We start from the raw sequence: 26867 nt of genomic DNA on the forward strand, positions 1-26867 counted from the left end.
GTCAGCCGGGTTGTCAAGGTCAGCCATTTTCCGCCGGGGACATGCCACGGCAACAGGGGCGAAATGGTCAACCGGCAGGCTGGCAACAGCCTGCCGGCCCTGTGCGGCCGGCCCGCCGAGCGGAGGGACTGACATGTTGCTGAGAGTTCGGGTGACCCTGCCGGACCGCCCCGGGACACTCGGCCAGGTGGCCCGTACGCTCGGCGTCTCCGGTGCCGACATCGTCCAGGTCGTGGTGCTGGAACGGCTCGGTGGCCGCGCGGTCGACGACTTCACCGTGGTCTGGCCGGGCGCCGCCCGGGTCGAGGGCCTGCTCGCCGGTCTCGCCGCCATCCCCGGGGTGCGCGTCGACGGGGTGTGGCGGGCGATCGGGGCACCGACCACCACCGGTCAGGACGCCGAACTGCTCGCCCAGGTGGCGGCGAACCCCACCGACGGGGTGGCCACCCTGGTCGACGCGGTACCGGGGCTGCTCGCCGCAGACTGGGCGGTGGCGGCCGTCGTACCGCTGGACTGGGCCTCGCGGGCCGGCGGGGGGACGGCGACCGTCGGGCACGCCAGCTGGCGTGCCCCGGAGCCGCCCCGGCTGCCCGAGGTGACCCCGCTGCGGGCCCGCACCCTGACCATGGCCGACGGCACGCACTACGCGATCGCGCCGTTCGGCCGGGCCGGGCTGGTGCTGGTGGTGGCCCGGGACCACACCGAGCCGTTGACCGCCGCCGGGTTCCACGCCACCGAGGTCGACCGGCTCGCCCAGCTGGTCCGGGCCAGCGCGGTGATCCTCGGCGACCGGCTCGACCTGGTCGGCCCGCGGTCGGTGACCACCGTCACCTGACCTGGGCGAACGGTTGCCGGTGCGACACCACCGGGCAACGCCACGGCAACAGGCCCCGGGCAGGCTTCGTGGTGGGGAAGGGAGTGGGCATGGCGCTGTGGCGAGTCAGGGCGACCGTGGACGACCGGCCGGGTTACCTGTCGGTCCTCACCGCGAGTCTCGCGCTGCGAGGAGTCAACATCCTCACCGTGCAGGTGCACACCACCGAGGTCGGTGCGGTGGACGACTTCCTCGTCGACGCGCCGGACGCGCTCGACGAGGCGGACCTGATCGCCGCCGTCGAGCGGGGCCGGGGTCGCAACTGCTGGGTGGCGCGCAGCGAGGCGCGTGGCCTGGCCGACCAGCCGACCCGGGTGCTCGGCCTGGCCACCCGGTTGGTCGGCGACCCGGAACAGGCCGGTGAGGTGCTCCGGGCCACCCTCGGCGCGGACGAGGTGACCTGGCGACCGACGTCCGCCACCGGGCACGACGCGGTGGGCACCACCACCATGCTGCTGACCGACCCGACCGGCGGCTCCTACGAACTGCGCCGGCAGGCACCCAGCTTCACCCCGGCGGAATACGCGCGGGCGCAGGCGCTGGTGGAGTTGGCGGCGGCGGTGGCCCGGCGGGAAGCCGACCGGGTGACCCTGGTGCTGCCCGACGGGGCGGAACTGTCCCTCCGGCCGGCGACCGCCGACGACCTGGCCGGGGTGCTGGAGCTGCACGAGGGCTGCTCGGCGCGGAGCCGGCAACGGCGGTATCTCAGCGGCGCGGCGCTGCCCTCGCCGACCCGGCTGCGCCGCCTGCTGGAACCGGCCCGGGGGCTGACCCTGGTGGCCACGACGACCGGCTCCGACGGGGCGGCGGAGTCGGTCGTCGCGCTGGCCAACCTGCTCGCCGAGGGCGACGAGGCGGAGGTGGCGCTACTGGTCCGCGACGACTGGCAGCGACGTGGTCTGGGCACCGCGCTGCTGCGCCGGCTGCTGACCCACGGCGAGCGGGCCGGCTACGCGGCGCTGGTCCTGCACACCCAGGCCGAAAACACGCCGATGGTGCGGACACTGGCCCGGCTGGGCCGGCCCGCGACGGTCGAGCGGGACGGCACCGTGCTCACCGTCACCGTCCCGCTGGCCGGCGTACCGACTACCGGCGTCCCGCTGGCCGGCGTCCCGGTCACCGGCCGAATCCCGCGCCCCAGCACGAGCGTGGGCGGCACCCGGCCGACCAGCACGAACGGTGGGATCTGCTGACCCCACCGACCATCGAGACGACCCGTACGGCACCGGGTGGGGGGATTCCTCCCGGTGCAAGGCCGAACCCCGATGCGGGGGACGGTGCACAGGCAGGGCCCCCGGTGCGGGGGCCCTGCCCATGTCCGGCGCGATGCCCCGGATCAGCCGAAGAAGGTGCCCGCCCGGCGGTGCCCCGAGACGCAGAACCGGTTCCCCTCGGTGTCGGCGAGCACGACGTACGGTAGCTGGCCGGGTTCCGGTACGGCGGGATAGTGCGGCCAGTCGACCCGGTCGGCACCCAGCCCGAGCAGCCGGTCCACCTCGTCGTCGAGGTCCCGGTCACCCGCGTGCAGGTCGAGGTGGATACGGGGAAACTCCGCCACCGGGCTCTCGCTGACGTCCATGGCCAGTGCCACCCCCGTGGTACCCGGCGGCGGCTCCAGGACGATCCACTCGTCCGCCGGGTAGCGGGGTGGGCGACGGACGTAACCCAGTGCCTCGGCCCAGAACCGGCCGGCGCGACGGTCGTCGGTCACCCCCAACGACACCTGTTCGATCATCGACATTGATCCAGGTTAGTCACGTCGACGCCCAGCCCCGGTACGAACATCCCCGCCCCCAACTCCGCACCCCCGCCCCGTCCCTCCGCACCCTGCTGTTCCCCGCACCCTGCGTGTTCCCCGCGCTCTGCGTGTTCCCCGCGCTCTGCGTGTTCCTCCGCGCCCTGCGCCCTCTGTGCCCTGCGTGTCCCTCCGTGCCCGGCGTGTTTCCCGTGTTTCCCGCGCAAGATCGTGCTCGATCCAGGATGTAGTGGGCTCGTAACGGTGAGATGCCACTACATCGTGGATCGAGCGCGATCTTGGTTGGCCTCGACGTCGCCCACCCCACCGACGTGCCCCGCACGGGGAGGGATGGGCCGGTCGTCAGCGAGCATCGGGGAAGAGCGTGGGGCGAGTGGGGACGCGCGTGGTGGGGATGGGTGTGGGGGGTGAGCGTGGTGGTGGGTGGTGGTGGGTGGGAGGCGAGCATGGCGGGGCGAGTGGGGGCGGGTGTGGGGTGATGAGCGGCGTGGTGGGGGGTGCGCGTGGGGGATGAGCGTGGTGGTGGGTGGGGGGCGAGCGTGGCGGGGGCGGGTGTGGGTGTGGGTGTGGGGATGAGCGCGTGGTGTGGGGGCGGGTGGGGATGAGCGTGGCGGGCGAGTGGGGGACGCACTGGGGGCTCTTCCGGGTGTCGTGGGGGTTGGCCCCTTCACAAACCGATGACCGAACGATTACATTGGCGCACATCCATGGGAGCGCTCCCGCGACTCCTTCGGTTCTCTCACCACCACCCGCCTCCGGCGGCGCTCACCACCCGCGACGCCCCCGTCCCCGCGTCCGGTGGGCGCCGCCGGAGGCACCACCGACAGGAGTTTCGCCATGCAGCACCCGAACCGGCCGGGCCGGTCGGGCGGGGGCCGACCTCGGCTCCGCCGCCTGTTCGCCACCGGTGTCGCCCTGACCAGCGGGCTGGCCCTCGCCGTCAGCGCCCTCCCGCTCACCGCCGGCGCCGCTCCCGCTGGGGCCGAGCGCGCCGGGGCCGCTCCCGCCGCTGCCGAGCGCGCGGCTGCCGAGCGCACCACGGTTGCCGAGGTCGCCGGCACCGGCATGTTCAACTACCCCGAGGCGCTGCAGAAGTCGTTGCTGTTCTACGAGGCGCAGCAGTCCGGCAAGAAGCCGTCCTGGAACCGGGTCTCCTGGCGGGGCGACTCCGCGCTGACCGACGGGGCGGACGTCGGGGTGGACCTCACCGGCGGCTGGTACGACGCCGGTGACCACGTGAAGTTCGGCTTTCCGATGGCGTTCAGCGCCACCATGCTGGCCTGGGGTGCGGTCGAGTACCGCGACGGGTACGTCGCGTCAGGCCAGCTCACTCCGCTGCTGAACAACCTGCGCTTCGTCAACGACTACTTCATCAAGGCGCACCCCTCGGCCAACGTGCTCTACGGGCAGGTCGGTAAGGGCGACGACGACCACAAGTGGTGGGGTCCGGCCGAGGTGCTGCCGATGGCGCGGCCCGCGTACAAGATCGATGCGAGCTGTGGGGGTGCGGACCTGGCGGGGGAGACGGCGGCGGCGATGGCCGCGTCGTCGATGGTGTTCCGGCCCACCGACGCCGCCTACGCCGACAAGCTGCTCACCCACGCCAAGCAGCTCTACACGTTCGCCGACACGGTGCGTAAGAGCTACCACGAGTGCATCACCGACGCGACGAGCTTCTACAAGTCGTGGAGCGGCTACCAGGACGAGTTGGTCTGGGGCGCGATCTGGCTGCACCGGGCCACCGGCGACGCCGCCTACCTGGCCAAGGCCGAGAGCGAGTACGACAAGCTCGGCACCGAGCCGCAGTCCACCACCCGGTCCTACAAGTGGACCCTCGCCTGGGACAACAAGCAGTTCGGGGCGTACGTGCTGCTGGCCAACCTGACCGGCAAGCAGAAGTACGTGGACGACGCCAACCGGTGGCTCGACTACTGGACGGTCGGCGTCAACGGCCAGAAGGTGCCCTACTCGCCGGGCGGGATGGCCGTCCTCGACTCCTGGGGTGCGCTGCGGTATGCGGCGAACACGAGCTTCGCGGCGCTGGTCTACAGCGACAAGACCACCGACGCCACCCGCAAGGCCCGGTTCCACGACTTCGCCGTCCGGCAGGTCAACTACGCGCTCGGCGACAACCCGCGCAAGTCCAGCTACATGATCGGGTTCGGTGCCAACGCGCCGAAGAACCCGCACCACCGCACCGCGCACGGTTCCTGGTGGGACAGCCAGACGGTGCCGGTGGAGACCCGGCACGTGCTCTACGGCGCGCTGGTCGGCGGCCCGTCCTCGGCCAACGACGCCTACTCCGACAGCCGGTCGGACTACGTGATGAACGAGGTGGCCACCGACTACAACGCCGGTTTCACCTCCGCGCTGGCCCGGCTCTCCCAGGAGTACGGCGGCGCCCCGCTCGCCAACTTCCCCACCGCGGAGACCCCGGACATCCCCGAGCTGACCGTGGAGACCACGGTGATGCAGGCCGAGCCCCGGGCGACCGGGCTCAAGGCGGTCGTCTACAACAAGTCGGCGTTCCCGGCGCGGGCGCTGACCAACGGGAAGTTCCGCTACTACTTCCGGCCCGAGGGCAGCACCGCCGTGCAGGTCACCCCCGGCTACACCCAGGGGTGCCCGTCGCCGTCGACCGCCAAGCAGCTCTCCGGCGACATCTGGTACGTCGAGGTGGACTGCACCGGCTACACGATCGCCCCGGCCGGGCAGTCGCAGCACCGGATGGAGGTGCAGTTCAAGATCGGCGTACCGGAGGGTGGCACCTGGGATCCGACCAACGACCCGTCGTACCAGGCCACCGCCGGCCCGAACCCGAAGGTGCCGCTGTACGCCGGGACCACCCGGGTCTGGGGTGACGAGCCGACCTCGACGCCGACCGACACCACCCCGCCCACCGTCCCCGGCACCCCGGTCGCCTCCGCGATCACGCCCACCGGCCTGACGTTGACCTGGCCCGCGTCCACCGACACCGGTGGCAGCGGCGTGGCCGGCTACGACGTCGCCATGGAGCCGGTCGGCAGTGACGTGCGCTCCACCTTCCGTACCACCACCAACAGCCTGACCCTGACCACGCTCTCGCCCGCCAGCAACTACCGGTTCTCGGTCCTGGCGCGCGACGGTGCCGGCAACAGTTCGTTGTGGTCGTCGGCGCTCGCGGTGGCCACCCCGGCGGGCACCGGTTCGGACACCAGCGGGCCGACCCCGCCCGGCACCCCGACCGCGTCGAACATCGGCGCGAACGGGGTCACCCTGAGCTGGACGCCGTCCACCGACAACGTCGGGGTCACCGGCTACCGGGTCTACAAGACGTCCTGGCCGGCCCATCTCGTCGTCGCCACGAGCACCGGCACCACCGCCCAGGTGACCGGGCTGACGCCGGACACGTCGTACGGGTTCTACGTGGTGGCGGTGGACGCCGCCGGCAACCCGTCCACCCCGTCGAAGACGCTCACCGTGCAGACCCTGCCGGGCACCTCGACGCCGACCCCGACGCCGACCTCCACCCCCACACCCACCCCGACCCCGACCACGCCCGCCTCGTCGTGCAAGGTCGGTTACACCACCACCGACTGGACCAACGGCTTCACCGCCAGCATCAGCATCACCAACACCGGTACGACCGCGCTCAACGGTTGGAGCCTGGCCTTCACCTTCCCGACCAGCGGTCAGAAGGTCAGCCAGGGCTGGTCGGCGACGTTCGCCCAGACGGGGGCGGCGGTGACGGCGACCAGCATGAGCTACAACGGGGCGTTGGCCCCGGGCGCGTCCACCAGCATCGGGTTCAACGGCACCCACACCGGCAGCAACCCGAAGCCGACGAGCTTCACCCTCAACGGGGCGGCCTGCACGGTCTCCTGATCATCGACCTGACGTGGCCGGCACCGCACCCTGGGTGACCGGCCACGTCTCGTCGGAGCGTGGTCGGCCAAAAATGTTCCGATACTTTTCCGAAACATCTTTGTTCCGGCCGGCACATGATGGAAACATCGACGGCACTAGATGTGACAACCGATACGTCCGGCCGTCCCGTCCCGACGGCCCGGCTGTTGGCCAGCAAGGAGGCCACGATGGCAACAAGCCCATCCGTTCACCACGGCGGGAGCCGGCGACGGCGACCACCCGCCGTCCGGGCGCTGCTCGCCGGCGCGGTCAGCGTCGTGACGGTGGCAGCAGTCGCGGTGATGATGCCGTCGGCGAACGCCGCCGCGACCACGCTGGGCGCGGCCGCCGCGCAGTCGGGCCGGTACTTCGGCACGGCTATCGCGGCCGGCCGGCTCGGCGACTCGACGTACAGCACGATCGCCGGCCGCGAGTTCAACATGATCACGGCCGAGAACGAGATGAAGCCGGAAGCGACGCAGCCCCAGCGGGGCCAGTTCAACTTCAGCTCCGGTGACCAGATCTACAACTGGGCGACCCAGCGCGGCCTGAAGGTCCGGGGGCACACCCTGGCCTGGCACGCGCAGCAGCCGCCGTGGATGCAGAGCCTGAGCGGCAGCAACCTGCGCCAGGCGATGATCGACCACATCAACGGCGTGATGGGCCACTACAAGGGCAAGCTCGCCGCGTGGGACGTGGTCAACGAGGCGTTCAACGAGGACGGCAGCCGCCGGTCGTCGAACCTCCAGGGCACCGGCAACGACTGGATCGAGGTGGCGTTCCGCACCGCGCGCGCCGCCGACCCGTCGGTGAAGCTCTGCTACAACGACTACAACATCGAGAACTGGTCGTACGGCAAGACGCAGGGCGTCTACCGCATGATCCAGGACTTCAAGTCCCGGGGCGTGCCGATCGACTGCGTCGGCCTGCAGACCCACTTCACCGGCGGCAGCTCGCTGCCGAGCAACTTCCAGACCACGCTGTCCAGCTTCGCCGCCCTCGGCGTGGACGTGGCGCTGACCGAGGTCGACGTCACGAACTCCTCCACCACCCAGTACGCCGGGCTGACCCAGGCGTGCCTGAACGTGCCGCGCTGCATCGGCATCACCGTGTGGGGCGTGCGCGACAGCGACTCCTGGCGCTCCAACGAGAACCCGCTGCTGTTCGACGGCGGCGGCAACAAGAAGGCCGCGTACAACTCGGTCCTCAACGCGCTCAACGCGGCGCCGCCGACCTCCGGGCCGACCACGGGCCCGCCCACCACGCCCCCGCCCACCACGACCCCGCCGCCGAGCGGCGGCGCCGGACGGATCGTCGGCGTGGCGTCGAACCGGTGCATCGACGTGCCGAACTCCACCCAGACCAACGGCACCCGGGTGCAGCTCTACGACTGCAACAGCCAGTCCAACCAGCAGTGGACGTATACCAGCAGCAAGCAGCTGCGGGTCTACGGCACCAAGTGCCTGGACGCGAACGGCGCGGCCACCGCCAACGGCACCGGGATCATCATCTGGGACTGCAACAGCGGGGCCAACCAACAGTGGAACATCAACGCCAACGGCACCATCAGCGGTGTGCAGTCCGGCCGCTGCCTGGACGTCTGGGGCACCGGTAACGGCCAGCAGGTCCAGCTGTACGACTGCCACGGGCAGACCAACCAGCAGTGGCGCACCGACTTCGGTGGCAGCAACCCGCCCACCACCGCGCCGCCGACCACGCCGCCGCCGACCACCACGCCGCCCCCGGGTGGTGGCTGCGCGCTCCCGTCGACCTACCGGTGGTCGTCGACCGGCGCGCTGACCAGCCCGAAGAACGGCTGGGTCTCGCTCAAGGACTTCACCAACGTCGTCTACAACGGCAAGCACCTGGTCTACGGCTCGTACGTCAACAGCAGCGGCCAGTACAGCTCGATGAACTTCGGCACGTTCACCAACTGGTCCGACATGGCCTCGGCCAGCCAGAACGGCATGAGCCAGGGCACCGTGGCGCCCACCCTGTTCTACTTCGCCCCGAAGAACACCTGGGTGCTGGCGTACCAGTGGGGGCCGACCTCGTTCAGCTACAAGACGTCGAGCGACCCGACCAACGCCAACGGCTGGTCCTCGGCGCAGACGCTGTCCACCGCCACCCTCCCGGACGCCCCGTACGGGGTGATCGACCAGACCCTCATCGGTGACGACCAGAACATGTACCTGTTCTTCGCCGGTGACAACGGCAAGATCTACCGGTCGAGCATGCCGCTGGGGAACTTCCCGGGCAGCTTCGGTTCGAGCTACACGACGATCATGACGGACTCGACCAACAACCTGTTCGAGGGCGTCGAGGTCTACAAGGTGCAGGGCCAGAACCAGTACCTGATGATCGTCGAGGCGATCGGAAGCCAGGGGCAGCGCTACTTCCGGTCGTTCACCTCCAGCAGCCTGGGCGGCTCGTGGACCCCGCAGGCCACCAGCGAGAGCAACCCCTTCGCCGGCAAGGCCAACAGCGGTGCCACCTGGACCAACGACATCAGCCACGGTGATCTGGTCCGCACCAACCCCGACCAGACCAAGACCATCGACGCCTGCAACCTGCAACTGCTCTACCAGGGCAAGGACCCCAACGCGAACACTGACTACAACCTGCTGCCGTGGCGGCCGGGTGTCCTCACCCTCCAGCGCTAGGCGCACCTTCGCCCGCGCAACGACCGGGGCGTGTCCGGCACCTGAGGGTGCCGGGCACGCCCCGCCCGGTTTCAGTCGGCCAGCTCCTCCGCGAGCAGGTCCATCAGCAGCGCGTCGTGCCAGCGCCCGTCCGCGCCCCGCTCGTACCGCCGCATCACGCCCACCGGGCGGAACCCCACCTTCGCGTACGCCCGGATCGCCGCCGTGTTCGCCGCCGCCGGATCGATGGTGAACCGGTGGTGGCCGTACTCGTCGACCAGGTGCCGGACCAGGGTGCGGACCGCGTCCCCGCCCAGCCCGTTGCCGCGTACCGCCGGATCGAGGAAGACGTCCAGGCTGGCGTGCCGGTAGTCCGGGTCGGTCTCGGCGTACCACTGGATCGCCCCGACCAGCCGGTCGGCGTGCTCGACGACGTAGACCGTCACCGTGTCGTCGGCCAGGTCGGCCCGCACCGACGCGGCCAGGTCGTCGCCGCCGCGCCACCAGCGGCGTACCTCCGGGGTGGCCCGGATCGTGGCCAGGGCGGGCACGTCCGCCTCCGTCACCGGCCGCAGCGTGACCGCCCGCCCGCGCAACACGCCTCAGCCCCGCCGCTCGCCGTGCTCGACGCAGACCGCCGACCAGCCGACCGGCAGCACCTGCACCCTCATCCGCCGTCGGCAGTGCCCGCAGTAGCGGGGCGGCTCCAGCACCCGGGCCGTCGCGCACCCCGGGTGCGGGCCCGCCGTGGCGTCCGCACCACAGCGGTCGCACCAGGTCGCGTCCGACGTCAGCACGGCGGACTCCGCCGTACGGCCGTCGGTGGTCGGGTCACCCGCGTCGGTCATCATCACCTCACAGGGTGGCGGAGAGGGCCTTGACCGGCATCTTCAGGTCGTCGAGCAGCTTCAGGTCGTCGGTCGCCGGCCGACCCAGCGTGGTCAGGTAGTTGCCGACGATCACCGCGTTGATCCCGCCCAGCAGACCGTCGCGGGTGCCCAGGTCACCGAGGGTGATCTCCCGGCCGCCCGCGTACCGCAGGATGGTGCGCGGCATGGCCAGCCGGAACGCGGCGATGGCCCGCAGCGCGTCCTTGCCCTCCACCACCGGCCGGTCCCCGAGCGGGGTGCCCGGACGCGGGTTGAGGAAGTTCAGCGGCACCTCGTGCGGGTCCAGCTCGGCCAGCTGCGCGGCGAACTCGGCGCGCTGCTCCACGGTCTCGCCGAGGCCGAGGATGCCACCGCAGCAGACCTCCATGCCGGATTCGCGGACCATCCGCAGGGTCTCCCAACGCTCCTCCCACGAGTGCGTGGTGACCACGTTCGGGAAGTAGGAACGGCAGGTCTCCAGGTTGTGGTTGTAGCGGTGCACGCCCATCTCGACCAGGTCGTCGACCTGCTCCTGGCTGAGCATGCCCAGCGACGCGGCGACCTGGATGTCGACCTCCGCGCGGATCGCGGCGACCCCCTCGCGCATCTGCTTCATCAACCGGTCGTCCGGCCCGCGTACGGCGGCCACGATGCAGAACTCGCTCGCCCCGGTCGCGGCCGTCTGCTTCGCCGCCTCGACCAGCGACGGGATGTCCAGCCAGACCGACCGGACCGGCGAGGTGAACAGGCCGGACTGCGAACAGAAATGGCAGTCCTCCGGGCAGCCGCCGGTCTTGAGCGAGACGATCCCCTCGACCTCGACCTCCGGGCCGCACCACCGCATCCGCACCTCGTGGGCGAGCTGGAGGGCGGCGGGGACGTGCTCGTCGGGCAGGGTCAACACCGCGAGGACACCAGCCTGGTCGAGGCCGACGCCGTCGCCCAGCACCTGGGTCCGGGCCTGGTCGAGGATCTCTGGCATGGGTCGTACCCTACAAGGCCGCCGCGGGCCGGGAAACGCCCGAGCCGCCGCCCACCCACCGCCCGGACCGGGCCCCCGCCGACCCCGAGCCACTGCCCCGACCGGGCCCCCGCCGACCCCGAGCCGCCGCCCGCTCGCCGCCCCGGTCCCGGCCCCGCCGACCCCCTCGACCGGCTCCGTCCCCACCCCCGCACGTCGGTGCGGCGGGCCCGCCGCCACGCCGGTGCCGGCCCGGCGGATGGTAATTTCGCCCGGCGGCGACAGCGCCGCCCACCCGCCCGGCGGCACGAGCCGGGCGGGGTCGGTCGTCCGGCGACAGGCGTCGGGCGGGACGGCACGCCGGGCGGCACGGGCCGGGCGGAACGGGCCGAACGGCGGACGGAGGCGATGACCGGTGGCGGACTGGCTGGCGGCCCTGGACCGCCGCGCCGCACTGCGGGCGAAGGCGGGACTCACCCGCACCCTGCGCCCCCGCGCCGCCGGCGACCAGGTGATCGACCTGGCCGGCAACGACTACCTGGGGCTGGCCACCCACCCGGAGGTGGTCGCCGCCGCCGGCCGGGCCCTCGCCGGGTACGGGCTGGGCGCCACCGGTTCCCGGCTGGTGCGCGGGTCCACCGACGTCCACCACGCGTTGGAGGACGACCTGGCCGACTGGCTCGGCGTCGACCGGGCACTCGTCTTCTCCTCCGGATACCTGGCCAACCTCGCCGCCGTCCGGGGCCTGGTCCAGCCGCGTACCCTGCTCGTCTCCGACGCCCACAACCATGCCTCACTGATCGACGGCTGCCGGATCTCCGGCGCGGAGACGGTGGTCACCGCGCACGCCGACGTCGACGCCGTGGCTGCCGCGCTCGCCGCTGCGCCGGGCCGCCCGGCGGTGGTGGTCACCGAGTCGGTCTTCTCCGTCGACGGTGACCTCGCCCCGCTGGCCGCGTTGCACGCCGTGGCCCGGCAGCACGGTGCGTTGCTGCTGGTCGACGACGCGCACGCGCTCGGTGTCACCGGTCCGGCCGGGGCCGGCGCGGTGGCCGCCGCCGGGCTCGCCGGTGCGTCGGACGTGGTGGTCACCGCGACCCTGTCCAAGGCGCTCGGTGGGGCCGGTGGGGTGGTCGCCGGTCCGGCCGAGTTCGTCCGGCACCTGGTCGAGACCGGGCGTACCTTCATCTTCGACACCGCGCCGCCGCCGTCGGTCGCCGCCGGGGTGCGGGCCGCCGTGGCGGTGGCCCGGGCCGCCGACGACCTGCGCGCCGAGCTGGCCGACCGGGCCCGGCACGCGGTACGCCGCCTCGGCGCGGCCGGGCTGACCGTGTCCGCCCCCGACGGCGCGGTGGTCTCGGTGACCGCCCCCGGCCCGGAGGCCGCCACCGCCTGGGCGGCCGACTGCCGGGACCGGGGCGTCGCCGTCGGCTGCTTCCGCCCGCCGTCCACCCCGGACCACCGCTCCCGGTTGCGCCTGACCCTCTCGGCCGGGGTCACCCGAGCCGACTTCGAACACGCCCTGGAGGCCATCGTGGAGTGCGCCCCGCAGTCGCGAGCTGAGGTGGTGCCCGTGAGCGCGAGGAGTGAGCCGGGTTTGCGAGCCCCGCAGTCGCGAGCTGAGGTGACCCCGTGAGCGCGAGGAGTGAGCCGGGTTTGCGAGCCCCGCAGTCGCGAGCTGAGGTGGTGCCCGTGAGCGTGAGGAGTGAGCCGGGTTTGCGAGCCCCGCAGTCGCGAGCTGAGGTGGTGCCCGTGAGCGTGAGGAGTGAGCCGGGTTTGCGAGCCCCGCAGTCGCGAACCGAGATACTGCCGTGAGCGGGTGGAAAGGCGCGGTGCTGGTCACCGGGACCGACACCGAGGTCGGCAAGACGGTGGTGACGGCGGCGATCACCGCTGCCGCGCAGGCCGCCGGCCTGCGGGTCGCGGTGGTCAAGCCGGGCCAGACGGGTACGGCCACCGGCGAGCCCGGCGACATCGACTCGGTGACCCGGCTGGCCGCCCCGCTGACCGGTCGCACCCTGTCGAGTTACCCGGACCCGCTCGCCCCGCTGGCGGCGGCCCGGGTCGCCGAGTTGGAGCCGCTGGAGCTGTACACGGCCGTCGATGCGGTCCGCGCGGAGGTCGACAAGCACGACCTGGTGCTCGTCGAGGGAGCCGGTGGGCTGCTGGTGCCGATGGGGCTGCGCCCGTCGGGCGAGGCGTGGACGGTCGCCGACCTGGCGGTGTCGCTGGGCGCTCCGGCGGTGGTGGTGGCCCGGGCCGGGCTCGGCACCCTCAACCACACCGCGCTCACCCTGGAGGCGTTGGAGCGTCGGGCCGTGCCCGCCGGGGTGGTGATCGGTGCCTGGCCGGCGGAGCCGCAACTGGTGCACTGGGCGAACCTGACCGAGTTGGTGCCGAACCTGCTCGGCGCGCTACCGACCGGTGCCGGGTCGATGGACCCGGGGGTGTTCCGCCGGTCCGCCCCGGGTTGGCTCACCCCCGACCTGTACGGGGTGCTCGACGACTGGCGCACCTGGGCCGAGGACGCCGGCTGAGCGGTCCGCCGCCGGTGCCCTCATTCGGTGGCGGGGACCGGTCGGGGCTGGTCGTCCTGCGCCGGCCGTGGGGCGACGACCTGCACGCTGACGTCGGCGTCGCGGTTCTGCGCCTCGACCCAGGCATCCAGGGCGGTACGGCAGGCGTGGTCGACGTGCCGCAGGCCGCCGAGGTCCAGCCGTACCCGCCGGTCGTCGGGCAGCCCGTCGAGGGCGGTCAGGATGGTGGGCAGCCGCAGGAAGGTGGCGTTGCCGCTGATCGCCACGTGCACCGGGTCGACGTCGTCGTGCACGGTGACCCGGACGTGGGACGTCTCCCAGGCGGTCTTGACCACGGCCAGGCCGAGGCCGACGAGCACGCCGGTGAACAGGTCGGTGCCGAGGATCGCGACGGCGGTCACCACCAGCACCACAGCTTCGCCCCGGTGCTCCCGCCACAGCTCGGGCAGGGCCCGCCACGGCAGCAGCTTGCATCCGGCGTGCACGAGCACGGCGGCGAGCGCGGGCATCGGAATCAGCCCCACCAGGCCGGGCACGGCGGCGACGAAGAGCAGCAGCCACACCCCGTGCAGCACCCGGGACGCCTTGGTCCGCGCCCCGGCCCGGACGTTGGCGGAGCTGCGTACGATGACGGCGGTCATCGGCAACGCGCCGAGCAGGCCGCAGACGGTGTTGCCGGTGCCCTGGGCGACGAGTTCCCGGTCGAAGTCGGTGCGCGGCCCCTGGTGCAGCCGGTCGACGGCCGCCGCGCTGAACAGGCTCTCCGCCGAGGCGACCAGGGTGAACGTGACGACGGTGGCGAGCAGCCCCGGGTCGGTGAGGGCCGTCCAGTGCCCGAACGACGGTTGGATCGCCGCGAGTAGGCCCTCCACCTCGATGGTGGCGACCGGTAGCCGCAGGACGGCGCTCACCCCGGCGACCGCGACGACGGCGACCAGCGCCCCGGGGACCAGGCCCGGCCGGCCGGGCAGGGTGTCCCAGAGCAGCATGACCACGATCGTGGCCACTCCGACGGCGAGCGACACCTGTGCCGTGCCGGAGCCGGTGAGCTCCCCGACCAGGTGGGGCAACCCGGTGAAGCCGGCGAGGCCGGTCGGTGGGGTGTCGGCGCCGGCCAGGACGTGGAGCTGACCGGCGATCAGCAGCAGGCCGATACCGGTGAGCATGCCGTGCACCACGGCCACCGAGATGGCCCGGAACCACCGGCCGAGCCGTAGCAGGCCCAACCCGATCTGGAGCAGGCCGGCGACCAGCACGATGGTGCCGAGGCCGGCCAGCCCGTACCGGTCCACGGCCTCGGCGACGAGGACGGTCAGCCCGGCGGCCGGTCCGCTCACCTGGAGACTGCTGCCCGGCATCACCCCCACCACCAGCCCACCCACCACCCCCGTCACCAGTCCGAGCTCGACCGGTACGCCGGAGGCGACCGCGATCCCCACACACAGCGGCAACGCCACCAGGAACACCACCAGCGACGCCGGCAGGTCTCCCCGGACCGCCGCCCACCTCACCTGACCCCACCCCCCACGCGCCCTGCCCGCCCCACCCATCCCACGCACCCCACCCGCCTCGCCCACCCCACCCGCCTCGCCCCGGTGATCAAGAGCTTTGCGTCACCGTTGATCTCCGTTTTGACCAAAACTTCTTGATCAACCCAGGAGGGCGGGGTTGGGGTGGGGGAGTGGTGGGGGGTTGGGGTGGGGTGCACGCTGACCTCCCGGGTTGGTGTGGCGCCGGGCGTCACGTGGGTTCAACCCGTCGTGGTGAGTGACGGTTACGCCTGTTTGGGCAGGTCGGCAGGGTGATGCGTGGACGTCATCAGCTCGAAAGGGGCCGACTGGGACACCGGTGCCGGCGAATCCGGGCAGCGGGGCCGGGTGTACCTGCCCCGTTCATCCGTACAGCGGGGCCGGTGTACCTGCACCGGCGGCGGGCCCGGGGCGGGGCTCAGGTCGGGCGGGTGTCGGCACGGCGGACCACGAAGGCGTCGGGCATCCGGAAGGTGAGGTTGTCCGGGCACCACGGTGGACGGACCACCGTCACCGCGTCCAGCAGCGGTGCGGCCTCGGCGACCACCACCGCCGCTTCCAGCCGGGCCAGCTGCGCGCCGACGCAGCGGTGCGCTCCCGCCCCGAAGGCCAGGTGCCGGCGTGACCCGCGCTGCCCGGGACGGAACCCGGTCGGCTCGGCCACCACCTCCGGGTCGCGGCCGGCGCGGGCCAGCCACAGCAGCATCGAGCTGCCCGCCGGCACCGGTGTGCCGCCCAGCGTGGTGTCCGTCGCGGCCACCCGTCGCCAGGTGACGATCGGCGGTTCCAGCCGCAGGCCCTCCTCCACCACGTCGGCGACCGCGACGGTGCCGGCCCGCAACCCGGCGCGCACCCCGGGTTCGCCGGTGAGCCGGTGCAGCAGCAGGGTCAGGAACTGGCTGGTGGTCTCCTGCCCGGCGACCAGCAGGAAGAACAGCGCCCCCACCACCACGTCGGGGGAGTGCCCGGCGGCACGCAGCCGGGCCGCCAACCCGCCACCGACGGCGGCGAACTCCCGCAGTACGGCGTGGAAGCGGCCCACCTCGACGGCGAGGGTCTGCTGCCGGTCGACGTCCAGCGGGGCCCAGAACAGCTCCAACGCCGCCCGCGCGAAGTCCTTCACCGCGCCGACCGGGGCGTCCGGCAGCGCCACCAGCCGGGCCAGTGCCAGCAGCGGCAGGTCGGCGGCGAGCCGGGCGTGCAGGTCGACCGGCCGACCGGCGGCCAGGTCGGCGGCGATCCCGGCCACCCGGTCCCGTACCAGCGCCGTCAGCCACGGCCGTTGGGCGGCCACCCGGTCCGGGTGCAGCGCCTCGGCGACGATCGCCCGGATCTCCGGGTGGCTGGGGCCGGCGTTGTTCGCCAGTGTCGGCGGCAACCGGAACCGGTGCGCGGTGAGCACCCGCAGCGCGGCCACCGGGATCGGCGTCACCGCGTCCAGGGCGTTGTCGGGTCGCCAGGTCACCGCGTCGGCGAGCACCTGCCGGACCAGCGCGTGCCGGGTCACCACCAGGTGTACGCCGCCGACCCGGTCGACGACCGTGGCCACGTCCGGCCAGGGCCCGTCGACGGCCCCCTCCCACCCCCGGAACAGCACCCGGTCACGCTAGCGGGCGGCTCCCGGCGGCGCGGGATCCAGCTCCCACACCGTGGTGTGCTTCACCCGTACGCTCTCCAGCGCCTCCGGCACCGGCACGTCGTAGCCGGCCAGCTCGTGGAAACGTTCCCGGGGCAGGAACGCCCGCCCCGGGTCGCCGACCAGCACCCGGGCACCGGAGCGGGCGGCCCGCAGCAGGAAGCGCAGCACCCGACGGGCCATCGCCTCGCTGTAGAAGACGTCCCCGGCGAGCAGCACCTGCGCGTCCCCGGCGTCGCCGTCGAGGACGTCGGCCAGTTCGGCGTCGACGCGTACCCCGTTGGCGGCGGCGTTGAGGGCGACGGCGGCGACGGCCCGCTCGTCGATCTCCACCGCCCGCACGGCCGCCGCGCCGGCCCGTGCGGCGGCGATGGCGACCAGGCCGGAGCCGGAGGCGAGGTCGAGCACCCGGCGGCCGGCGACCACCTCCGGGTGGTCGGTGACGTACCGGGCCAACCCCTGCCCACCGGCCCAGGCGAAGGCCCAGAACGGCGGCGGCTGGGCGCTGCGGAACTCGCCCTCGGTCAGCTCCCACAGGCCGATCGGCTCGTCGGCCTGGTGCAACAGCACCTCGGGTACGAAGGTGACCGGGGCGAGCCGGGCGTGCAGCCGGACGAAGGCGGCGGAGAGTTCGGACACCCGCCCAGGATGTCAGCCGCACGTCGGCCGGCCCGGTGCACCCTCACCGCCGGCCGATGGTGCTCCCCACACCGATCCTCGGCGTGTCGGAGGTCGCGGGTGACCGGTTCACCACTGTCGGTGTTAACCCGCCCCGCACTTGCCGCTCGGCGCGAACACGCCCGTCTACCGGCTTCCCCATCCTGCTCATAGCGTGGCGAGTGGACAAGACCGACGGGAGGACGAGGCGGTGGTGATGGTGTGGCGGAACGCGCTACGGGTCGGGGCGGTGCTGGCCTGCCTCACGGGGACAGGGCTCGCCGGGCCGGCACCGGCATCGGCGGCGGACCGCTTCGCCACCGAGCTGAGCGGCCTGCCCGACGAGTTCACCGCCGGTGACCAGGTACGAACGGTCTCGGCGGTGGTGTCCCGCAAGGGCAACGGCGGATGTGTGAAGGTCCGCTGGTCGATGGTGCTCTCGGTGCAGGGGCTACGACTGGACCAGGTCAAGATGGACCGGATCGAGGAGACCGGCTCGTTCCCGCTCGACATCCGGGCCGAGGGGGCGGTGGCCCGGCTGACCGACCGGCAACTCGACCCGGGCACCCTCTGCCCGGACCGCACGGTCACCGCCACCTACCGGGTGGCCTTCGCCGAGGACGTCACCCGGGGCCGGATCACCCTGGCCGCCGAGGCGTACGACCCGAACCTGCGGCTGCTCGCCCGGCAGAGCGCCACCCGTCAGGTCGTCGGCACGGCACCTGCGCCCACCACGGCGGCACCCGAGCCGACCACCGCGTCGCCGGGGCCGACCGAGGAGGTGCTGGAACCGACCGCGGAGGAGACCGAGCCGACCGAGGAGGCGCTCGCCGAGGTGCCGCCACCGCCCGCGGCGAACCGTTCGGCCAACCAGAGCGGCGGTTTCGGTCTGGTGCAGGCGGCCTTCCTGCTCGGTGGGCTGCTGCTCTTCCTCGGCGTCGGCCTGCTGATGCGGCTGCGGCAGCTGACCCGGACCGCCGCCGACGGGGTGGAGGGCGATGCCCGCCCGGTCCGTCGACCGGTCCGGTGGACCACCGTCCGACGGTGATCGGGGGCCGCCGGGGCCGGGTGGCGCCACCACCCGGCCCCGGCGGGTTTCACTTCCCGAACACCTGGAACTCGGCGACGCGTACCTGGTCGCGCGCCGGGCTGGCGGTGGCGCAGTCGGTCTGGGTGGCCGGGTCGTCGTCCTGCTCACCGGCGTACGCGGGCCCGCCGGTGCACTGGCTGGCCAGCACCTCCAGCCGCACGTGGGTGGCGACGGTGGTCGGCACCCGGAACGACCGCAGGATGATGTCCCGGCTGTAGGCCCGGTACTTCCCGCCGGGGAACGCGTCGTCGGCGCTGGTGTAGACCCGGGTCCAGCGGGCCGGGTCGGCACAGTCGGTGGTGCTCGCGTCGCAGGTCGACACCGCGAACGACCGCAGCGCGCTCAGGGCGTTCTGCGCGCCGGGGTCGGCGTCGCCGGTGATCGCCGGGCGGAGCATGGCGCTGACGTTGACCCGCTGCACCGGCTGCGGGGTGCCGCCGGGCAGCGTGACGGTGACCCCCTTACCGGCGACCCCGGTCAACGACGCCCAGTTGGTGGCCTCGGTGTCGTCGCCGATCCGGTCCAGGTTCACCCCGTCGCCGGTGATCGTCGCCCCGGACGTGGTGGACGCCAGGTTTCGGCTCAGCCGCAGGTCGACGTACCCCTGCTGGCCGGCCTTGGCGACCACCTCCAACCGCTGGTGGCCGAACCCGGGGGCGACCGCCAGCACCTGGTACGTCCCGGCGACGGCCTCGAAGGTGGCCGGCAGCGGGGTGGCCGGGTCGGTGTCGGCGACGGGGGTGGCCCGTGCCTCGTAGTCGCCGACGTAGAGCCGGATCGGCGCGTCCGTGCTGTCGCCCCGGGGGCGCAGGGTCAGCGTGGCGTTGCCCCCGGAGGGGCTGGCGAAGCTGGGCGTCGGGTCGGTGTCGGCGGCGCCGACGGTGGCGGCGTCGCGGCCCATCCCGGAGCGGGCGAACTCGGCCCAGATCAGCTCCTGGTTGGCCCCGCCGAAGCGCAGCCGGTCGGCGGTGAGCAGATTGTCCCGCATGTCGAGCATGCTGACCTGGCTGGCCGCCTGGAGCAGGAACGAGTCGAAGACCAGCTGCACCCAGCGCCGGTTGCCCGGGCAGTTCTCGGCGGCCACCCGGCCCTGGGCGCAGTCGAGCTGCCGCGCCGGGGTGCCCAGGCCGTACTTCTTGACCAGGGCGGCGCGGATGCGGAAGTTGGTCGCACCCCAGATCTCCCCGTCGGCGTGCACGGCCGGGCCGCCGGTGTTGTAGCCGACGTCGGAGTAGTTGAGCGGGCTGCGGCTCAGGTCGTAGTTGCGGATGCCGCTGACCAGGTTGCCGGTGACGTAGCCGCCGGTGACGAAGGGCGTCTCACCGGGGGCACGCAGGCCGTGCTCGTAGAGGTACTCGGCGGCGAGCAGGTCGCTCCACGACTCACCCATCGCCCCGCCCTGGTGCCCGCTGATCCCGCTGTCCGGGCCGGCGATCATCCGGTTGGTGATGGCGTGGGTGTACTCGTGGCCGATCACCGTCATGTCGTAGTCGCCGTCCACGCACGGCGGGTACGGCCCACCGGCCTGCGGCTGCCACAGGTACATGTTGGTGGTGGGCGGCAGCCCGTCGCGCGGGGTGGACTGGTTGGCGTTGTTGCGGTTGCCGCTCAGCGCGCCCTGCTGGGCCCGCCCCTGCTCGGCGTCACCGCCCAGGCCGGCACCGCTGACGTTGACCGCCTGGAGGTTCCAGGTGGCCTCGGTGAAGCCGAGGTGCCAGGCCCAGTCGTGCATCCGGTTGTGCATGGCGAACAGGTTGGCGGTGGCCGCGTCGGCGTCGTTGCGCTGGGCGGAGGTGAACGCCGCCGGGTTGCAGCGGGACTGGTGCCACTGGTCGGTGAACGGGTATTCGTAGCGCCGGTCCGGGCGGGCGGGGGCGTTGACCAGCGGGCTGCCGGCACCCCAGGAGACCACCGTGTTGGCGGAGTTGCCCCGGGTGGTGCCGGTGGGGGCTCCGGTGGCGAGGTCGACGTCCCAGGGCTGCCCGCTGGCCGGGTCGCGGAAGGCGGCGACACAGTCGGGTGCGGGGCTGGCGCACCAGCGGACCCGGGGGTCCTGCCCGGGGGCGAGGTCCTGCGGCGGGGTGGCCGGGTAGACCGCCCAGCTCGGGTTGTCGGAGTCGAAGTCGACGAGGTCCTCGCGGATCAGCACCTTCCCGCTGATCGCGTCGACGTAGGTGGTGAAGGCCGCCGGGTGGTCGCTGTCGCGGCCGATCAGGGTCACCTCGTAGGCGGTCCGGTTGCCGTCGAGCGGGGTGGGCACGACGACCGGCCGCACCTGGTGGCTGGCCACCCCGGCGGCGTCCAGGCCGGCGTCGGCGAGCGCGGCGTCGTACGCCTGCGCGGCGGTGCGGGTGGCCGGGGCGGGGGCGGAGGTGTCCCGGGACAGCGAGGAGCTGACCGAGAGCACGGTGCCGTCGGCGACCGCCACGGTGACCAGGCCGTCGTGGCCGGCGGACAGGTCGCCGAAGCGCTGCCGCAGGGTGACCACCGCGCCGTCGCCGACCGGGCGGACCAGGAGGCGGTCGAGGGCGGCGACGGCGTCGGCGTCCAGCCCGAACAGGTCCCGCTGCTGGGTGAGGTAACGCCGGGCGGCGGCCTCCGGGTCGGCGGGCAGGCCGGTGGCGAGCCGGGCCGGGCCGAGGGCGTGCGGGGTGCCGAGCCGGTTCCACCGCACCGGGACGCCGGTGGCCCGGGCCAGGCTGCGCTGGCGGGCGTCGGGTGCGGCCGTACCGGTGCGGTTGTCGACGTCGGCGCCCTGGTGGCGGTCGTCGGCGAACGAGCCGGAGCGGCCCGGGGCCGGGGCCGCGGTGTCGCCCGGCGCGGCCGTGGCGGTGCCTCCGCCGGGCAGCAGGGCGGCGACCACGGCGGCGGTCGCCAGTACGGGAACGAGCCGGCGTCGGTGCCGGCTCGTTCGGGGTGTCCACTCCGGTCTGGGCACGGAACCTCCTTGTGGGAGCGGGGACCGGCGCGACGCCGGCCCGGCGCAGACGTGGTTACGCATGCGCATTCGTGGATACCAGGCGGATCGGGTGGGGGCAATGGCGCGCGGTGCGCGGATCAGACGAGTTGGGCGGGCTCGAGGCCCAGCTCCCGGGCGGTGACCAGCCGGATCCACTCACCGAACTGTCGCCGGGAGATCACCCGCTCGTGCACGGCGAGCTGGACGGCGAGCCCGTCCATCACCGCGTTGATCCGCCAGGCGGCCCCGGCCGGGTCGGCGCACTGGAAGGTGCCGTCGGCCACCCCGGCCGAGATCACCGCCGCCAGGTCCTGCCGCCAGCGCAGGTCCAGCCGGCGGCAGACCTTTTCCAACTCGGGGGTACGCAGGGACTCCGCCCACCCGTCGATCCACATCGCCCAGGGGCGGCCGGTGGGGGTGTAGAGGCGCAGGATGCGCCGGAGCTTGGTCAGCGGCGGGGTGGCGGAGCGCAGCACCGCGTCCAGTCGGGACAGTTCCTGCTCGACGGCGTAAGCGAAGGCCTGGGCGAGCAGCCGCTCCTTGGTGGCGAAGTGGTAGAAGACCAGCGCCTGGCTGACCCCGGCGGCGGCGGCCACGTCGGCGGTGCGGGTGTTGGCGAGTCCACGCTCGACGATCACGTCGCAGGCCGTGCGCAGCAGGGAATCCAGGCGGACATCGGCGGCGGCACGTCTCGTCACGCCGCTACGGTAACCCATCGACACGACCACAGGGAGTTACCGACCCGACCGATCGGGCAGGTGTCAGTCGGAAGCCGGACAGCGTCCCACCGGCGCGTCGGATGGCTTCCCGACCTGTTCGGTGACGGTGCGACAGATCGGGGCACCGCCACCAGCCGACTTTCCTAGGACGCCCTGGCGGTGGTGGTGGCGCTCACCCCACCGCCCCGGACGCGCCGTCCGTCGACCCGATTTGGCATCGGTCCGACCGCTCGGCTAGAGTTTCCATCCGTCACCGGGTGTGTCCCGGAGGCAAGCGGACGTAGCGCAGCTGGTAGCGCATCACCTTGCCAAGGTGAGGGTCGCGGGTTCGAATCCCGTCGTCCGCTCGGAGCTGCCGCCACGCACGACGGGGGCAACCTCGGTGGGGTGGCCGAGAGGCGAGGCAACGGCCTGCAAAGCCGTGTACGCGGGTTCAAATCCCGTCCCCACCTCGGTAACAAGCACGGGCGATTGGCGCAGTGGGAGCGCGCTTCCTTGACACGGAAGAGGTCACTGGTTCAAACCCAGTATCGCCCACACGGTCAGTAGGACCACCTTCCGCGCCCGGAAGGTGGTCCTACTGCTTTTCCCCGCCGGCCCCGCCACCGGCCGGGGCGTACCGCACCCCGCCGGATGCCGGGGAAGTCGACCCCCGGTCCGGGCGGCCTCCCGGCTCGTGGGAGGTCAGCGCTCAGCGTCGATGCGATGTCTATCCTTGCTCCGACTCTGCCAAGGGACGTCGCGACGCCGGGTGGGTGTGGTGTGGGAGAGACCGGTCGGGAGGCGCTGCTCGCGTTCGCCGAGGAGTTGCGACGGCTACGCCAGCTCGCCGGCGGGCCGTCACTGAACACCCTGGTGGCGGTCGCCGCGCGGCGGGGCAGGCCACTGGCCCGCTCCACCCTCAGCGACAAGCTCAACGCCAAGTCGTTGCCGGACTGGGACTTCGTCACCGGCTACCTGGGCGCCTGCGTCGCGTACGCCGAACAGGCCGGCACCCGGTTGCCCGCCGACCTGACCGACCCGGCCAGGTGGAAGACGGCCTACTGGCGGTTGCGGGACGCGGCACGGGCCGACGGCCGGCGGGCCGTCGCCCCCACCGACCGGGACCGACCGGCACCCGCCGGGACCCCGCCACCGCAACCGGACGGGCGGACCCCGGAGTTCGTCCCCCGGCAGCTCCCCGCGGCGGTCCGGCACTTCGCGGGTCGGTCCGCGGCGCTGGCCACCCTGACCGCGCTGCTCGCCGAGCCGGCCGGCCCGCCGGGCACCGTGCCCATCTCGACCATCTGCGGCACGGCCGGGGTGGGCAAGACGACCCTCGCCGTGCACTGGGCGCACCAGGTCACCGACCGGTTCCCCGACGGGCAGCTCTACGTCAACCTGCGCGGGTACGACCCCGACGCGCCCGCACTGGCCCCGGCGGAGGCGGTGGCCGGGTTCCTGGAGGCGCTCGCGGTGCCCCCGGAGCGCATCCCGGTGGGGCTGGCGTCGCAGGCCGCGCTGTACCGCAGCCTGCTCGCCGACCGGCGGATGCTGGTGCTGCTGGACAATGCCCGTGACGCCGACCAGGTGCGTCCGCTGTTGCCCAGCTCCCCGGGCTGCCTGGTCCTGGTGACCAGCCGTAACCAGCTGCCGGGGCTGGTCACGGCCGAGGGCGCCCGTCCACTGTTGCTGGACCTGCTGTCCCCGGCGCAGGGACGCGAGTTGCTGTCCCGGCGGCTGGGTGCGGTGCGGGTCGCGGCCGAGCCGCAGGCGGTGGACCGGATCGTCGCCGCGGCGGCCGGCCTGCCGTTGGCGTTGGCCATCGTGGCTGCGCGGGCCGCCACCCACCCGGACTTCCCGCTCGCCCGACTCGCCGCCGAGCTGACCGCCACCCGGGGCGCCCTGGACGCGTTCAGCGACGGCGAGGCCGGCAGTGACGTGCGGGCGGTGCTGTCCTGGTCGTACCGGGGTCTGGACCCGGCGGCGGCCGGCCTGTTCCGGGCGCTCGGGACGCACCCCGGCCCCGACGTGTCGGTGGCGGCAGCCGCCAGCCTCGCCGCCCTGTCGACGGCCGAGGTGCGTCGGCCACTGGCGGTGCTGACCCGGGCGAACCTGCTCACCGAGCACACCCCCGGCCGGTACACTCTGCACGACCTGCTCCGGGCGTACGCGGTCGAGTCGGCCCTGCAGACCGACTCCGCCGGTCTGCGCCGGGCGGCGCTCGGCCGGCTGCTCGACCACTACCTGCACACCGCCTACGCGGCAGCTCTGCTGCTGCACCGGCACCGCGACGACATCGACCTGCCGGCGGCGCGACCCGGGGCGACGGTGGTCGAACCGGCCGACCGGGACGAGGCATGGGCGTGGCTCGCCGCCGAACACCGGGCGCTGCTCGCCGCGATCGACCTGGCGGCCGAACACGGCTGGCCGACCCACGCCTGGCAGCTGGCGTGGAGCGTCAACACCTATCTCGACCGGGTGGGGGCCTGGCCCGACCAGTCCCGCGTCCAGGAGGTGGCGCTGCGGGCCGCCACCGCAGCGGTCGACCGCGACGGTCAGGCCCGCGCCCACCGCAACCGGGCCGTCGCCTGCCTGCGCCTCGGCGCGTACGACGAGGCCCACGACCACCTGGAACGCTCCCGGCACCTGTACGCCGAGCTCGGTGACCGGGTCGGCGGCGGCCGGACCGAGCTGAACCTCGGCATCCTCGCGGAACGGCAGGGCGACCACCGGCGGGCACTCGAACACGCGCAGCGGGCGCACCGGCTGTTCGAGGCCGCCGGGCATGCGCAGGGGCAGGCCAACGCGCTCAACAACATCGGCTGGTACCACATCCAACTCGGTGACCACGCCCGCGCCCTGGACTACTGCGGCCGGGCCCTGGCGCAGCAGCAGGAGACCGGGAACCGGTACTGGGAGGCGCACGCCTGGGACAGTCTCGGCTATGCGCACCACCACCTCGGCCGGCACCGCGAGGCCATCGACTGCTACCGGCACGCGCTCGCGCTGTGGCGGGAGACCGGCGAGCGGTACTTCGAGGCGATCACGCTGATGCACCTCGGCGACAGCCAGCAGGCCGCCGCCGAGCCCGACGCCGCCCGGGTCGCCTGGCGGCACGCCCTTGAGGTGCTCGACCGGCTCGGTCACCCCGACGCCGCCCAGGTGCGGGAGCGGCTCACCGGTCCACCGGCCCCGCAGTAGGGGCCGTCGGCGCAGGACACCCGCGGGCCGCGGGGTGGCGTCGGGTGACATGGCCGGGGCGTGCGGCGTGCCGGGGCGGGGTCGGCGGGGCGGGCGATCTTGCCATCGGGTAGAGTTCACCCCGTCGCCGGGGAAACCGGGCGGCACGCGGACGTAGCGCAGCTGGTAGCGCATCACCTTGCCAAGGTGAGGGTCGCGGGTTCGAATCCCGTCGTCCGCTCTCGACCACGGGCGATTGGCGCAGTGGGAGCGCGCTTCCTTGACACGGAAGAGGTCACTGGTTCAAACCCAGTATCGCCCACCAGAGAATCGCGAAAGCCCCGGCTCCACTGAGCCGGGGCTTTCGCGTTGGTCAGCTGTTCGGGTGTGGGTCAGCTGTTCCAGTGCTGGGCGACGAGGTCGGCGGCCTGGGTTTCCCACTGGGCGTAGTGGTCGGGGTACGCCGACACCTGGACGGTCTGGGCGGCCTTGGTCAGGGGCATGTCCTGCCAGCCGTCGACCTGCTTGAGGCCCTTGAGGAACGCCAGGGTGGCGTACTCGGGGTCGGTGATCTGCTCGACGGTGCCCCAGCCGGACGACGGGCGCTGTTGGAACAGGCCCTGCGAGTCGTGGTCGTTGCGGTCGCCGAGGTGGCCGAGGTTCTCCAGCTTCGACTCCTGCAGGCTGGTCGCGATGGACACGACCGCGGCCCGCTCGTCCATGCCGGCCTTCTTCGTCGCCGCGATGATCGCCTTGACGTTGCCGGTCTGCTCGTCGTTCAGGTCGATGCGGGACTGCTCGCCCTGCACGCCGTGCGGGATCAGCTTGGCCTTGTCCACGGCCGGCTTGTCGGCCTGGACGACGGCGACGGGGCTGGTGTCGATGGTGGGGGTGTCGCCGAGGTGCAGCGGGCCGGCGGCGAGGCCACCGGCGAAGGCGAGACCGGCGATACCGAGGACACTCTTACGCAGGATCGTGGTCATGGGGAAGCTCCTTCGGGGGTTGACACCCACCGGGCGCCCGTGGGGACAGGCGGCGGGGGATGCGGGCACCACGTCGGGGCGCTCATGGGGGAAAGTCCGGGGGTTCCGGTCGGGGCCTGCCGCTGACGCGGTGGCCGCACGGGCCGGAGTCAGATACAACGACCGGGGTCCCGGGGCCATTCCCGGCGGGTGGCCGGGCCGGCTGGGTGCGGTCGTGCACCGGGTGTAACGACCGGCGGCGGGTGGTCATTCCGGGGGCGGTGCCGGGCCGGACTGGTGCGGTCGTGCACCGGGTGTAACGACCGGCGGTGGCCAGTCATTCCGGTGGGGGGCGCGCCGGAGGCGTAACGACCGGTAGTGGTCGGTCATTCCGCGTCGCGGTGGTGGGTCATTCTGCCGGAGGTGGCTGCATCGGGCCCGGTGGCGGGGCTGCCGCTGCGGCCGTCCACCGGGTGTAACGCATCCGGGCCGGCCGGGATTCCGTCAGGCGGCTCACGGCCGTCACCTCTGTCCGTTTTCCGGACCGCCAGATTCGGACATTCTTCGCCGCCGGGCCGCCGGGCCGCCGGGCCGCCGGGCCGCCGGGCCGCCGGGCCGCCGGGCCGCCG

Annotated in this window: 17 protein-coding genes, 5 tRNA genes and 1 pseudogene; 13 read left to right on the forward strand and 10 right to left on the reverse strand. The window is 73.2% G+C overall.

Features of this window, described 5'->3' with window-relative positions; all coding sequences use genetic code 11:
- Nucleotides 1-133: 133 nt before the first annotated feature.
- Nucleotides 134-835, forward strand: a complete 702-nt coding sequence (locus tag JQN83_RS31230) for an ACT domain-containing protein (protein ID WP_208570749.1) — start codon at nucleotides 134-136, stop codon at nucleotides 833-835.
- A gap of 89 nt (nucleotides 836-924) precedes the next feature.
- Entirely contained in the window at nucleotides 925-2067 is a 1143-nt protein-coding gene (locus tag JQN83_RS31235; protein WP_208570750.1) for a GNAT family N-acetyltransferase, read from the forward strand.
- Between the two features lie 143 nt (nucleotides 2068-2210).
- Here JQN83_RS31235 and JQN83_RS31240 read toward each other — a convergent pair whose 3' ends face one another.
- Nucleotides 2211-2615 (reverse strand): VOC family protein, encoded by a 405-nt coding sequence (locus JQN83_RS31240; RefSeq protein WP_244253589.1) that lies wholly within the window; start codon nucleotides 2613-2615, stop codon nucleotides 2211-2213.
- 852 nt (nucleotides 2616-3467) lie between these two features.
- Between JQN83_RS31240 and JQN83_RS31245 the strand changes: the two genes are divergently transcribed.
- Nucleotides 3468-6494, forward strand: a complete 3027-nt coding sequence (locus JQN83_RS31245; protein WP_208570751.1) for a glycoside hydrolase family 9 protein — start codon at nucleotides 3468-3470, stop codon at nucleotides 6492-6494.
- Between the two features lie 209 nt (nucleotides 6495-6703).
- The gene (locus tag JQN83_RS31250; protein WP_208570752.1) at nucleotides 6704-9178 is read left to right on the forward strand and encodes a non-reducing end alpha-L-arabinofuranosidase family hydrolase; all 2475 of its coding nucleotides are present in this window, start codon (nucleotides 6704-6706) and stop codon (nucleotides 9176-9178) included.
- A gap of 71 nt (nucleotides 9179-9249) precedes the next feature.
- On the opposite strand, the gene JQN83_RS31255 is transcribed toward JQN83_RS31250, so the two are convergent.
- From JQN83_RS31255 to bioB, 3 genes are read right to left on the reverse strand one after another with little or no spacing between them, the layout of a single operon-like run.
- Nucleotides 9250-9756, reverse strand: a complete 507-nt coding sequence (locus JQN83_RS31255) for a GNAT family N-acetyltransferase (protein ID WP_208570753.1) — start codon at nucleotides 9754-9756, stop codon at nucleotides 9250-9252.
- A 3-nt stretch (nucleotides 9757-9759) separates the two neighbouring features.
- Nucleotides 9760-10008, reverse strand: a complete 249-nt coding sequence (gene bsaP / locus JQN83_RS31260; RefSeq protein ID WP_372444189.1) for a biotin synthase auxiliary protein BsaP — start codon at nucleotides 10006-10008, stop codon at nucleotides 9760-9762.
- Between the two features lie 4 nt (nucleotides 10009-10012).
- Entirely contained in the window at nucleotides 10013-11008 is a 996-nt protein-coding gene (gene bioB / locus JQN83_RS31265) for a biotin synthase BioB (protein WP_208570754.1), read from the reverse strand.
- Nucleotides 11009-11402: 394 nt separating this feature from the next.
- On the opposite strand from bioB, the pseudogene JQN83_RS31270 reads away from it, so the two are divergent.
- Together JQN83_RS31270 and bioD are read left to right on the forward strand one after the other, a co-directional pair.
- Nucleotides 11403-12536, forward strand: a pseudogene (locus JQN83_RS31270) (8-amino-7-oxononanoate synthase); the annotation flags it as partial.
- A gap of 283 nt (nucleotides 12537-12819) precedes the next feature.
- Nucleotides 12820-13524, forward strand: coding sequence for a dethiobiotin synthase (gene bioD, locus JQN83_RS31275; protein ID WP_208570764.1), 705 nt, complete (start codon nucleotides 12820-12822; stop codon nucleotides 13522-13524).
- Nucleotides 13525-13544: 20 nt separating this feature from the next.
- Here bioD and JQN83_RS31280 read toward each other — a convergent pair whose 3' ends face one another.
- The 3 genes from JQN83_RS31280 to JQN83_RS31290 form a co-directional block, all read right to left on the reverse strand.
- A complete protein-coding gene (locus JQN83_RS31280) occupies nucleotides 13545-15035 on the reverse strand; it encodes a SulP family inorganic anion transporter (protein WP_307799972.1) in 1491 nt (496 codons plus the stop codon).
- A 436-nt stretch (nucleotides 15036-15471) separates the two neighbouring features.
- Entirely contained in the window at nucleotides 15472-16650 is a 1179-nt protein-coding gene (locus tag JQN83_RS31285) for a cytochrome P450 (protein ID WP_208570756.1), read from the reverse strand.
- Nucleotides 16651-16659: 9 nt separating this feature from the next.
- Nucleotides 16660-17328: a class I SAM-dependent methyltransferase gene (locus tag JQN83_RS31290; protein ID WP_208570757.1), complete on the reverse strand. Its 669-nt coding sequence runs from the start codon at nucleotides 17326-17328 to the stop codon at nucleotides 16660-16662.
- 193 nt (nucleotides 17329-17521) lie between these two features.
- Between JQN83_RS31290 and JQN83_RS31295 the strand changes: the two genes are divergently transcribed.
- Nucleotides 17522-18394 carry a hypothetical protein gene (locus tag JQN83_RS31295; protein ID WP_307799974.1) on the forward strand — a complete coding sequence of 291 codons (873 nt, stop codon included), beginning with the start codon at nucleotides 17522-17524 and terminating at the stop codon, nucleotides 18392-18394.
- A gap of 49 nt (nucleotides 18395-18443) precedes the next feature.
- Here the strand turns inward: JQN83_RS31295 and JQN83_RS31300 are convergent, their stop codons facing one another.
- Entirely contained in the window at nucleotides 18444-21374 is a 2931-nt protein-coding gene (locus JQN83_RS31300) for a M36 family metallopeptidase (protein ID WP_208570758.1), read from the reverse strand.
- 119 nt (nucleotides 21375-21493) lie between these two features.
- A complete protein-coding gene (locus tag JQN83_RS31305) occupies nucleotides 21494-22093 on the reverse strand; it encodes a TetR/AcrR family transcriptional regulator (RefSeq protein WP_208570759.1) in 600 nt (199 codons plus the stop codon).
- A 295-nt stretch (nucleotides 22094-22388) separates the two neighbouring features.
- Between JQN83_RS31305 and JQN83_RS31310 the strand changes: the two genes are divergently transcribed.
- The 6 genes from JQN83_RS31310 (at nucleotide 22389) to JQN83_RS31335 (ending at nucleotide 25601) form a co-directional block, all read left to right on the forward strand.
- Nucleotides 22389-22461, forward strand: a tRNA-Gly gene (locus JQN83_RS31310).
- Nucleotides 22462-22495: 34 nt separating this feature from the next.
- Nucleotides 22496-22566: transfer RNA gene (locus JQN83_RS31315), tRNA-Cys, on the forward strand.
- 13 nt (nucleotides 22567-22579) lie between these two features.
- Nucleotides 22580-22651 (forward strand) — tRNA-Val (locus tag JQN83_RS31320).
- Between the two features lie 225 nt (nucleotides 22652-22876).
- On the forward strand, nucleotides 22877-25297 hold the full coding sequence (locus JQN83_RS31325) for an ATP-binding protein (protein WP_307799976.1): 2421 nt from the start codon (nucleotides 22877-22879) through the stop codon (nucleotides 25295-25297).
- Nucleotides 25298-25444: 147 nt separating this feature from the next.
- Nucleotides 25445-25517, forward strand: a tRNA-Gly gene (locus JQN83_RS31330).
- Between the two features lie 9 nt (nucleotides 25518-25526).
- A tRNA-Val gene (locus JQN83_RS31335) sits at nucleotides 25527-25601 on the forward strand.
- A gap of 67 nt (nucleotides 25602-25668) precedes the next feature.
- Here JQN83_RS31335 and JQN83_RS31340 read toward each other — a convergent pair.
- The gene (locus JQN83_RS31340; RefSeq protein WP_208570761.1) at nucleotides 25669-26259 is read right to left on the reverse strand and encodes a hypothetical protein; all 591 of its coding nucleotides are present in this window, start codon (nucleotides 26257-26259) and stop codon (nucleotides 25669-25671) included.
- Between the last annotated feature and the right edge of the window lie 608 nt (nucleotides 26260-26867).

Source organism: Micromonospora antibiotica, assembly GCF_017599305.1.
GTDB classification, from domain to species: Bacteria; Actinomycetota; Actinomycetes; order Mycobacteriales; family Micromonosporaceae; genus Micromonospora; species Micromonospora antibiotica.

Excerpts from the sequence above, each read along its gene's own strand:
- JQN83_RS31230 (WP_208570749.1), top strand. The coding sequence starts at position 134 with ATGTTGCTGAGAGTTCGGGTGACCCTGCCGGACCGCCCCGGGACACTC.
- JQN83_RS31235 (WP_208570750.1), top strand. The coding sequence starts at position 925 with ATGGCGCTGTGGCGAGTCAGGGCGACCGTGGACGACCGGCCGGGTTAC.
- JQN83_RS31240 (WP_244253589.1), bottom strand. The coding sequence starts at position 2,615 with ATGTCGATGATCGAACAGGTGTCGTTGGGGGTGACCGACGACCGTCGC.
- JQN83_RS31245 (WP_208570751.1), top strand. The coding sequence starts at position 3,468 with ATGCAGCACCCGAACCGGCCGGGCCGGTCGGGCGGGGGCCGACCTCGG.
- JQN83_RS31250 (WP_208570752.1), top strand. The coding sequence starts at position 6,704 with ATGGCAACAAGCCCATCCGTTCACCACGGCGGGAGCCGGCGACGGCGA.
- bsaP (WP_372444189.1), bottom strand. The coding sequence starts at position 10,008 with ATGATGACCGACGCGGGTGACCCGACCACCGACGGCCGTACGGCGGAG.
- bioB (WP_208570754.1), bottom strand. The coding sequence starts at position 11,008 with ATGCCAGAGATCCTCGACCAGGCCCGGACCCAGGTGCTGGGCGACGGC.
- JQN83_RS31340 (WP_208570761.1), bottom strand. The coding sequence starts at position 26,259 with ATGACCACGATCCTGCGTAAGAGTGTCCTCGGTATCGCCGGTCTCGCC.